The 1,570-nt window shown below is 57.8% G+C and carries 3 protein-coding genes; 1 reads left to right on the top strand and 2 read right to left on the bottom strand.

Translation table 11 applies throughout. From position 1 onward, the window contains the following. Positions 1–38: 38 nt before the first annotated feature. Positions 39–401: a type II toxin-antitoxin system PemK/MazF family toxin gene (locus tag F8N85_RS34080; RefSeq protein ID WP_150802200.1), complete on the bottom strand. Its 363-nt coding sequence runs from the start codon at positions 399–401 to the stop codon at positions 39–41. Then, on the bottom strand, positions 401–670 hold the full coding sequence (locus F8N85_RS34075; protein ID WP_150802201.1) for an AbrB/MazE/SpoVT family DNA-binding domain-containing protein: 270 nt from the start codon (positions 668–670) through the stop codon (positions 401–403). Before F8N85_RS34075 ends, F8N85_RS34080 begins: the two co-directional genes overlap by 1 nt. Positions 671–921: 251 nt before the next feature. On the opposite strand from F8N85_RS34075, the gene trxC reads away from it, so the two are divergent. After that, entirely contained in the window at positions 922–1,356 is a 435-nt protein-coding gene (trxC, locus tag F8N85_RS34070; protein WP_150802202.1) for a thioredoxin TrxC, read from the top strand. Positions 1,357–1,570: the final 214 nt, after the last annotated feature.

Below are 1,570 nucleotides of genomic sequence, written 5' to 3'. Positions count from 1 at the left end.
AAGCATCTGGAGATCAGCTGTTCGTCGTGATGATACGTTCAGTCCTGGGGGTCAATTGCACTGACAACTCGTGAAATGATGTCCATCATTGTCACGTCGTCGAGACGCTCAATGAACTTGGCGGAGCCCTCTTGGATTCGTTGCTCGATATCGAAGCTGCGCACCTGATTACACACCGCGACGCCATTGGTTTCGTGCCCGGTGACAACCACCGCCAAACCAGAATTGCGGCTAAACGTGCCTCCACTGGTCACCGGGACGGTCATGCTCACACCCAAGGCATTGATCTCTCGTGGTGTTATCACAACAAAACGGTGGCGATTCATCATCTCTCTACCTGCCACCGGATTCGGGTCAATCCAGTAAACATCGCCCCGCTGCGGGGCTTGTCGACGAACCATCAGCCCAACTCCCGACCAACTGGATCGCCTTCACGAGTATCCGCTGTGGCGGCATTCAGTTCGGCAATTGCTTCGGCCCCCTCGAGCAATTCGGCCAGGGTATAGCGCTTGCGCACCGGCTGTACGACGGGGCGAGCGATCAATTCGCCATCGACCACATTGAGCTCCAATTGCGCGCCCACCTCCAGATGCAGGAGTTTCAATAAAGTCGGCGGGATGGTCATCACCGCAGCACCGCCTTGTCGGCGGATTTTGGAAGTCACGGACATGAGAGGACTCCGATCCGAAATAAGGTTGATATCGACGCCTCGATAAGTGCAACAAAAGTAGCACACGGATGGGAGCAAAGCGAATTCCTCACTAGGTCACTTCAAAGTATTTAACGCTATTCCCAGCCTAGACTTGCGGCGTAAGCGACCAGCCTCAAATATGTGAGAGCATGCGACAGCTGCCCACGCCTTGATAATCCCCGCCCGCGACTCCAAATAAGTACCATTACCTTGCCTTCCGGAGCCTGCTCATGTCCGATCCACTGCTGATCCCCTGCCCTCACTGTAACGGCCTCAACCGTATCCCCGCCGAACGCCTGGGCGATCAGCCCAAGTGCGGGCGCTGCAAGGTCGAGGTGTTGCTGAGCAAGCCTTTCGAGCTGAAGCAGGCCGATTACGCCAGCCAGATCAAGGGCGATTTGCCGTTGCTGGTGGATGTCTGGGCGGACTGGTGCGGGCCGTGCAAATCATTTGCACCCGTATTTGAGCAGGCAGCAGCGCAATTGGCAGGCAAGTGTCGGCTGGCCAAGCTGGACAGTGAGGCCAATCAGCAATTGTCGGCGCAGTTGGGCATTCGCTCGATTCCCAGCCTGATACTGTTCAAGAACGGCCGGGAAGTCGCACGCCAGAGCGGTGCCTTCCCGCTACCGCAGTTGTTGAGCTGGTTACGTAGTCAGGGCATCTGACACCGGGCGGCCAAGGTAGATCAGCAGTCTGATGGGCCTTTGTGGCGAGGGAGATTGCTCCCGCCGGCCGGTCCGCGCTCGGGCGCAGCCGTCGTAAAACCGGCTGATGCGGTCTACCTGAATAACCGCGACTGACCGTTTCAGGGCCGCTTCGCGAACCAACGGGGCAAGCCCTGATGCCAGCCGTTACGCGAACCGTAGCAGCTGGCGAAGC

Source organism: Pseudomonas fluorescens (assembly GCF_902497875.1).
GTDB lineage: Bacteria > Pseudomonadota > Gammaproteobacteria > Pseudomonadales > Pseudomonadaceae > Aquipseudomonas > Aquipseudomonas fluorescens_BR.
Note: the sequence above shows the minus strand (reverse complement) of the source record. Positions and strands in the feature narration are given on the sequence as shown.